The sequence below is a fragment of the uncultured Nisaea sp. genome (genome assembly GCF_963974195.1).
In the GTDB taxonomy this organism is placed as follows: Bacteria; Pseudomonadota; Alphaproteobacteria; order Thalassobaculales; family Thalassobaculaceae; genus Nisaea.
The window spans coordinates 1-6,573 of the sequence record NZ_CAXBDC010000163.1; the positions used below are offsets into that span (position 1 = coordinate 1).

The 6,573-nt window shown below is 60.0% G+C and carries 6 protein-coding genes; 3 read left to right on the forward strand and 3 right to left on the reverse strand.

Annotation, left to right across the window (positions count from 1 at the left end; genetic code table 11):
- Positions 1-161: 161 nt before the first annotated feature.
- From AAC126_RS21300 to AAC126_RS21310, 3 genes are all read left to right on the forward strand, one after another.
- On the forward strand, positions 162-620 hold the full coding sequence (locus AAC126_RS21300; RefSeq protein WP_339857314.1) for a (2Fe-2S)-binding protein: 459 nt from the start codon (positions 162-164) through the stop codon (positions 618-620).
- A gap of 64 nt (positions 621-684) precedes the next feature.
- The gene (locus tag AAC126_RS21305) at positions 685-3,048 is read left to right on the forward strand and encodes a xanthine dehydrogenase family protein molybdopterin-binding subunit (RefSeq protein WP_339857316.1); all 2,364 of its coding nucleotides are present in this window, start codon (positions 685-687) and stop codon (positions 3,046-3,048) included.
- A 27-nt stretch (positions 3,049-3,075) separates the two neighbouring features.
- On the forward strand, positions 3,076-3,870 hold the full coding sequence (locus tag AAC126_RS21310; RefSeq protein WP_339857318.1) for a xanthine dehydrogenase family protein subunit M: 795 nt from the start codon (positions 3,076-3,078) through the stop codon (positions 3,868-3,870).
- A 71-nt stretch (positions 3,871-3,941) separates the two neighbouring features.
- Here AAC126_RS21310 and AAC126_RS21315 read toward each other — a convergent pair whose 3' ends face one another.
- From AAC126_RS21315 to AAC126_RS21325, 3 genes are all read right to left on the reverse strand, one after another.
- Positions 3,942-4,907, reverse strand: coding sequence for a response regulator (locus AAC126_RS21315; RefSeq protein WP_339857320.1), 966 nt, complete (start codon positions 4,905-4,907; stop codon positions 3,942-3,944).
- A gap of 119 nt (positions 4,908-5,026) precedes the next feature.
- The gene (locus tag AAC126_RS21320) at positions 5,027-5,833 is read right to left on the reverse strand and encodes a shikimate dehydrogenase (RefSeq protein ID WP_339857321.1); all 807 of its coding nucleotides are present in this window, start codon (positions 5,831-5,833) and stop codon (positions 5,027-5,029) included.
- A gap of 5 nt (positions 5,834-5,838) precedes the next feature.
- The coding region (locus AAC126_RS21325) for a 3-keto-5-aminohexanoate cleavage protein (protein ID WP_339857323.1) at positions 5,839-6,573 on the reverse strand (735 nt) is incomplete at its 5' end.

Below are 6,573 nucleotides of genomic sequence, written 5' to 3' on the forward strand. Positions count from 1 at the left end.
GTACCGGATTTCAGTGCTTCTCCGATCCTCGCTTGACCTTGGACCGAACGGCGAAGAGACTGACCCTCGAAGTCGAAATATCCAAACATTCGACACAGTCGGAACCTTGAAGTCCAGGAGCCGGCAAATGGCGCCTTGGAGAGATAACTGGGAGAGAGCCTATGGCCACCGTATCCATGACGGTGAACGGGAAGTCTGTCAGCGGTGAAGTCGAGCCGCGCACCCTTCTTGTTCAATTCATCCGCGAACAGCTCCACCTGACTGGCACCCATGTCGGCTGCGATACCAGCCAGTGCGGTGCCTGTGTCGTACATGTAAACGGCGATTCCGTTAAAAGCTGCACCATGCTTGCGGTTCAGGCGGATGGCTCCGATGTCACAACCATCGAAGGCCTCGCCAACGGCGATACGCTGCACCCGATGCAGGAAGCCTTCCGCGACAACCATGGCCTGCAGTGCGGTTTCTGCACCCCCGGCATGGTGATGAGCGCCGTCGATCTGCTGAAAAAGAATCCGAAGCCGAGCGAAGGCGAAATCCGCGAATGGCTCGAAGGCAACATCTGCCGCTGCACGGGCTACCACAACATTGTCAAAGCCGTTCAACAGGCGGCACAGGTTTAAAGATCACGCATAAAACGCTCCAAAAGACAGGCAGACAAACTGCCATGCGAAACGGGAGGATAGAATGCCGGACGGAACCACGGGTACGGGCATAGGCGCCGCCGTAAAGCGCGTCGAGGACTTCAGATTTCTGACAGGCAAGGGCAACTACACGGACGATATCAATCGGCCGGCTCAGTCCTACGCCTATATCCTGCGCAGCCCCCATGCGCATGCCAGGATCACGTCTATCGATAGCTCCGCGGCCAAGGCCGCTCCCGGGGTTCTCGCGGTGTTCACCGGAGAGGACATGCAGGTCGGCTCCCTCCCCTGCGGCTGGCAGATCCATTCCAAGGACGGCACGCCGATGCTCGAGCCCGAGCATCCGCCGCTTGCCAAGGGCAAGGTGCGGTATGTCGGCGATCAGGTCGCCGTCATCATCGCCGATACCTACAGCCAGGCAAAGGATGCAGCAGAGAACATCATCGTCGACTACGAGGTTCTGCCTGCCGCGGCCACCATGCCCGCCGCGCTTACCGACAAGGCGCTGGTACATGATGATATCGGCACAAACCTCTGCTTTGACTGGGAAATCGGTGACGAGGCCGCTGTCGATGAGGCCATATCCAAAGCCGCCCACGTCACCAAGATCGATCTGGTGAACAACCGGCTGGTTCCGAATGCGATGGAGCCGCGCGCCGCGATCGGCGAGTTCGACAAGGCAACCGGTGAATACACGCTCTACACCACCAGCCAGAACCCGCATGTCATCCGTCTGCTGATGGGCGCCTTCGTGCTCTCCATCCCCGAGCACAAGCTCCGGGTCGTGGCGCCGGATGTCGGCGGCGGTTTCGGCTCCAAGATCTATCATTATGCCGAAGAAGCCATCGTCACCTGGGCCGCGCCGAAAGTCGGCCGCCCGATCAAATGGGTGGCGGATCGCAGCGAAGCCTTTATCTCGGACGCGCATGGCCGGGACCAGATCAGCCACGCCGAGCTCGCCCTGGATGCCAACGGCAAGTTCCTCGCACTGAAGGTGCAGACCCAGGCCAATATGGGGGCCTACCTCTCCACCTTCGCGCCCTGTGTGCCGACTTACCTCTCCGCGACCCTGCTTGCCGGCACCTACACCACACCGGTGATCCACGCCAATGTGAAGGCCGTCTTTACTCACACGGTGCCGGTAGACGCCTATCGCGGTGCCGGCCGCCCGGAAGCGACCTACCTGATCGAGCGTATCGTCGATCAGGCCGCGCGCGAGACCGGGATCGACAAGGTGGAAATCCGCCGCCGGAACTTCATCCCGGCCGATGCCTTCCCGTACCAGACGCCGGTGGCCCTGCAATATGACAGCGGTGACTATGAAGCCACCCTGTCCGCGGCCACCAAGCTTGCCGATGTTGCCGGTTTCGCCGCCCGCAAGGCGGAGGCCGCCAGCCGGGGCAAACTCCGGGGTATGGGCTATTCCACCTATCTTGAGGCCTGCGGTATCGCACCGTCAGCCGTTGTCGGCTCTCTCGGTGCCCGTGCCGGGCTTTATGAGTCAGCCGAGGTCCGGGTGCATCCGACAGGCTCTGTGACGGTCTTTACCGGCTCTCACAGCCATGGCCAGGGTCATGAAACCACCTTTGCCCAGCTTGTTTCCGACCGGCTCGGCCTGCCGATGGAGAATATCGAGATCAGCCATGGCGACACCAACAAGGTACAGTTCGGCATGGGCACCTATGGCTCCCGCTCCCTCGCCGTTGGTGGCGAGGCGCTGATCCGGGCCGTGGACAAGATCATCGACAAGGCAAAGAAGATCGCCGCCCATGTGCTCGAGGCCTCGGCCGACGATATCGAGTTCAAGGACGGCAATTTCACCGTCGCCGGAACCGACCGTTCCATGGCTTTCGGCGAGGTCGCCCTCACCGCCTATGTGCCCCACAATTTTCCGCACGACGAGCTGGAACCGGGCCTGGACGAGAAAGCCTTCTACGATCCGGCAAACTTCACATTCCCCGGCGGTTGCCATATCTGCGAGGTCGAAATCGATCCGGAGACCGGCGTCACCCAGGTGATCAAGTTCACCGCCGTGGACGATGTGGGACGGGTAATCAACCCGATGATCGTCGAGGGCCAGGTGCATGGCGGAGTCGCCCAGGGCATCGGCCAGGCACTGCTTGAATATGCGGCATATGATGACAATGGGCAGCTCGTGACCGGTTCCTATATGGACTACACGATGCCGCGCGCCGATAATCTGCCGAAATTCGATGTGGCGACCGAAGGCACGCTCTGCACCCACAACACACTCGGCGTTAAGGGCGTCGGCGAGGTTGGCGCCATCGGCTCCCCACCCGCCGTCATCAACGCTGTGATCGATGCGCTCTGGGACCGTGGTGTACGGGACATGAGCATGCCGGCGACGCCGGAAAAGGTTTGGTCGGCCCTGCAGGCCGCCGAGTAGCGAAAGCCAGGAAGGAAGACGAAAACGATGTACGAGTTCGAACATCACAAACCGGCCAGCGTCGCGGATGCGGCGAGTGCCATGAAGGGTGCGGATGATGGCAAGCTGCTCGCCGGCGGCCAGACCATGATCCCGACACTGAAACAGCGCCTTGCCAGCCCGTCAGATCTGGTCGATCTCGGCGGCATCGCGGAGCTGAAAGGCATCACGGTCAGTGGCGGCACCATCACGATCGGCGCCATGACGACCCACGCAGCGGTCGCCGCCTCTGCCGAGATCAAATCCGCCCTGCCTGCGCTTGCGGAACTTGCCGATCATATCGGCGATGCCCAGGTGCGGAACCGGGGCACCATCGGCGGCTCCGTCGCGAACAACGACCCGGCGGCGGATTATCCGGCGGCCTGCCTCGCGCTCGGTGCGACCATCCACACCAGCCAGCGTGATATTGCGGCGGACGATTTCTTCACCGGCCTGTTCGAGACGGCCCTCGAGGAAGACGAGATCATCACCAAGGTCTCCTTCCCGGTGGCGAGCAAGGCAGCTTACGTGAAATTCCCGAACCCGGCTTCGCGCTATGCCCTGGTTGGTGTCTTCGTGGCAGACGGTCCGGCTGGTATCCGCGTTGCGGTCACCGGTGCCGGTCAGGATGGCGTGTTCCGCGTACCGGAAATGGAAAGCGCGCTCTCAGGCAGCTTCTCCGCCGATGCCATCGCCGATGTTAAGGTTTCCGCGGATGATCTGAACGCGGATATCCATGCCAGCGCGGATTATCGCGCGCACCTGATCACCGTGATGGCGAAACGGGCCGTCGCAAAGATCTGATAAGGCTTACATAAATCAAGGCGTCTCAAAGCCCCCGGCACAGTGCGGCCGGGGGCTTTTCGTTTCCGGGTTCAGGAAGCCGGCCGGGTACGCCGTTCGTTGTAACTGGATATCGCGCTGCTGATCTGCCCGACGAGATCGCTGGTCTGCTCGCTCGGGAAGAAAGCCTCAAGGATCGCACGCGCCAGGGGTTTCAGCAGTTCAACATCATCCGGAGCGGCTTTTTCCGGCTCCGCCGCGATCCGGCTCGACAGCTTGTGCAAAGATTTGCAGAGCTGGGACACCGGCTCGTACTTCGTATTCTCAAGCCGTTGAACCGCTTCCCCGCTCATTGAGGCCAGACGGTTCAGGTTAGTGGTCAGTTCCAGATCGAACTCTCCCACACCGAACTCCGGCAGAATGAGGTCGACCAGGAAGGAAATCTGGAAGCCGATGCGGCGCAGTTTTTCTTCCGTGATCTCCGTATTGCTCTTCGCAATCTGCTCCCGGAGAGTCGTCGAATCGATTTTCTCTCCGTCCTGATGCATGCGAAGCGTATTCGGCGGCTGAAATGTCGGAATCTCACTCTTCCGGCTCGGGTCCCGCCGCCGTTCCGGTCCGACATAGTCACTGGTCACGATGAACGGTTTGCGATCCGTGATCATTTTCTGGATGCGTTCGAGCAACTGCCCTGTCGAATAGGGAGCAACGATCAAGTCATCCACACCGCTATTGATCGCAGCGCGAACAGAATCCGGATCATTCGCCCACGTCGTCATGATCGTGACGACAAAGGGGTTCTCTCCCAGATCTCCGCTCCGGATATCCTTCACGGTCTGGATCCCGGCACCGTCATCCAATTCATGATCTGCGACAATCAGATCCGGAATCCCGGATTGCGCCCAGCGGCGCAATTCGTCATCGGAACGGATCCATTCTGTATTGAGATAGCCAAGACTCATCAGCTCGGAGCGAACCGGAAGCAAGACCTGCCGATTTTTACCACAGAGCGCGATACGAATTCGCCCCAGGTCCGCCTTTGCCGCATCTTTGCTCATAGACTACCTATCGACACAGTGCCGCACCGAGTTGCCGTCCGCTGATTTCGGCATATTACGCAGAAATCAGCTCGAATTATCGTGCATTTGTGTACCCCATGGTGCGTCCGCGTCAAACTTTACTGAAAACAGCCCAGAAATCCGCCAATCAAATCAATCTGTTTATCCAGCATGTGCCGGCCAAACTGAACTTTGCAGCCATTGGCCAGAGCTGATTCGAGAAGCCGTGTACGCTCCGGAATCATGATGATCTCAGCCACAAGCAAATCCGGCTGGAGAAACTTTTCCTCAATCGGCAGCGGGTCACTCTCATGCAATCCGGCCGACGTGGTGTTGACCACGATTTCGCAACCATCGGGATCCGCTGCTCCGACCGACACAGGAACCTCCGGATAAGCGGCAGAAACAGCCGCAGCCAGCTCCTCGGCCTTTGCCCGCGTCCTGTTATGGATGATGAGCCTGGAGACACCGGCATCTGCCAGGGCGAAGGCAATGGCCCGCCCTGCTCCACCCGCCCCCAGTTGCAGTACGGAACGTCCGGTGACCTCATGCCCTTCAGCACGCATGCCGGCGACAAATCCCGCACCGTCGAAATTGTCCCCGATCATCCGGCGGTCTTCGTCGAACCGGACGACATTGACCGCCCCCAGAAGTTTTCCCTGCCGACCGACCTCGTCACAGAGCTCCATAATCGTAAGCTTGTGCGGAACGGTAACCGCAAGCCCGCCAAAGTTTGGCTGTGCCTTCAATCCATCAAGCACAGCCTCCAGCCGGTCCGCCGGAGCATGCACGGGCACCATGACGGCATCCGTGCATCTGGCCTCGAACAGGGGATTGAAGACGATCGGCGCGCGGACATGCACGATCGGATCGGCAATCACACCGTAAACACGGGTCGTGCCGGTAATATCAAGTGTCGCGGACATATGATCTAGAACTTCACCATATCGCCGCCCTTGAGCGCCAGCATCTCCCGGGCTTCCGCCGGGGTGGCGACCTCAAGCGACAGATCCTCGACAATGCGCCGGATCTTGGCCACCTGATCCGCGTTGCTCTCGGCCAGCTTGCCCTTGGAGATGAACAGGCTGTCCTCCAGCCCGACACGGACATTGCCGCCGAGCATCGCCGCCATGGTGCAGAAGTTCATCTGGTGACGGCCGGCCGCCAGCACGGACCATTCGTAATCGTCGCCGAACAGCTTGTTGGCGATCCGGCGCATATGCATGAGGTTTTCCTCATCCGCGCCGATGCCGCCAAGAATGCCAAAGATCGTCTGCACGAAGAACGGCGGCTTCACCAGACCGCGATCTGCGAAATGCGCCAGCGTGTAGAGATGGCCGACGTCATAACATTCGAACTCGAAGCGCACGCCATGGCCCTCGCCGAGCTCTTTCAGGATGTATTCGATATCCTTGAAGGTGTTGCGGAAAATGAAATCGCGGGAGTTTTCCAGGAACTGAGGCTCCCACGCATGCTGGAAGTCCTTCATCTTGTCGAGGATCGGGAACAGTCCGAAATTCATCGACCCCATATTGAGCGATGTCATCTCCGGGCTGGCTGTGAACGCAGCCGCCAGCCGCTCTTCCAGGCTCATACCGTGCCCGCCGCCCGTGGTGATGTTCACGACCGCATCGCAGGACTGTTTGATCCGCGGCAGGAACTTCAT